At 47.9% G+C, this 1,639-nt stretch carries 1 protein-coding gene; it reads right to left on the bottom strand.

Annotated features, from left to right (window positions below; genetic code table 11):
- Positions 1-93 precede the first annotated feature (93 nt).
- Positions 94-1,371 (bottom strand): hypothetical protein, encoded by a 1,278-nt coding sequence (locus NA619_RS24905; RefSeq protein WP_255964434.1) that lies wholly within the window; start codon positions 1,369-1,371, stop codon positions 94-96.
- Between the last annotated feature and the right edge of the window lie 268 nt (positions 1,372-1,639).

Genomic DNA, 1,639 nt, shown 5'->3' with positions numbered 1-1,639 from the left:
CTGGCCTATAGCTGCCGGTCGCTAAGGGCTGCATTCGGCCCTGAAGCGGACGTCCATGACTGGGCTCCATTAGTCATAGAATGATAAGACGGTTCAAGCCGGACGACCTGCCAGCCTCTTCACAGCCGCCTCATACGCGGTGACTACGTCAGCTGGTTCATCCGCGAGATTCATCCGCGCATTCAATGCAGGTATATCTTCTGCATTACCCAGTTTTGCTATGGTAGCGAGGCAATACTTCTTTAAAGTCTTTTCTTGGTTAACGATCTTCTTATCCAGATTAAGCAAATTCATTATTGGCTGGACCAGCTCTCTGGATCCCGTTTTAGGAGCAGCCTGCACAAGGTGCTTGTAATAAAACAAAAGGGGATCAGAGAATTTCTCATACTGCTCAAAATACCAGCGGAACAAGGCAGTAAGGTGTGGGCTAGCGTTGCGCTCCGCAAACTGCATTCCCAAAGTATGCGCAGTACTGGCCCGGTAGGGAGGTGCTACTGGGCGATCGGCTAGATAATCCCGCGCAAGTGCTTCAGTGACAAGACCGGCACTAGCATCCGCCACTCTGGCAAGACCGTTCAGCATCATCTGCGCAGGCTCATTTCTGTTGTTAGACAGAAGACAGCCCATCATCTCTATCGCTCGCTCCCTATCAGGAATATTGACGATGTTCTCAGCAATCCACTCGACATTGCGCCTTTCATACATAGCCAAATAAATCGCACTACCGAGAAGCCTGCTATCCTCCTCGCTGGTTAACGCTTCTAGATCAGAACTGGACAGCTTCTGTTCAAGCTCCTTAACCTTTTTCCTAAATTCGCGCTCCTCAACAAAAAACGCGGCGGGCGTTTCTTCTCGCTGCTTGAACTTTATGGTTCGGTGGCCGTTAATTTTTGTGCTGCTACCAATATGTAATTCCTCCAGTTCGGGAAAGTTTCGGCTGAATTCGGTATCAGTAATCTTGTTATCGGTGAGGTCAAAAATCGCCAATTCCGGTAGATGAAAATGGGCAGGAACACAGCGAAGTTTATTTTTTCTCAACCGTAGGATTCGGAGGGACTTAAGATCTTGGAGAACCGAAAAGTCTAGAGCCCCACAGTTGTCTAATTCTAGAATGATCAGATGTTTCAACGCTCTCAAAGGCTCAAGAGACATGAGACGTGAATTTTCGATTTCGAGTATCTTAAGCGGTAAATGGGCAATAAGGGACAGATCCAACGGATCAGGTCCGCCGGTAAATTGTAGCTCGTCAATTGACGTGCATGCGCTTAGCTGCGCAAGCATATAATTATTGATCTTAGTGCCCTTCAGGCCGCTCCTATTATCCAACACTTTAACTTTCTGGCCCCACGTATCGATCCATGGCTTTGGCATGAAAAATATTTCTCAAGTTGCTAAATAAGTCTAAAGCCGCGCGCGGCCCGGATCACCAGTTTTATGCGTGTGCAGATAATATCTATCAACTTCGTCGGTAGAAAGGTGCAACATCATTAAAGATACCAAAGGCGTTCGGTATAAAATGAGCAGATCGTCACGGCGTGTGAGGACGTAATATCTGCTAGAAACAAGCTAAATGGGCAGACCTGCCAGTGTTCAGATTGCCGCTTCTGGCCGGTTAGCGCCCCTTGCCCTAGCTAACCAT

The organism is Stutzerimonas stutzeri (assembly GCF_024448895.1).
Taxonomy (GTDB): domain Bacteria; phylum Pseudomonadota; class Gammaproteobacteria; order Pseudomonadales; family Pseudomonadaceae; genus Stutzerimonas; species Stutzerimonas stutzeri_Q.
This window is presented reverse-complemented; position numbering and strand designations above follow the sequence as displayed.

Bases quoted from the DNA above. Each gene is read 5' to 3' on its own strand.
- NA619_RS24905 (WP_255964434.1), bottom strand. From the start codon at position 1,371: ATGCCAAAGCCATGGATCGATACGTGGGGCCAGAAAGTTAAAGTGTTG.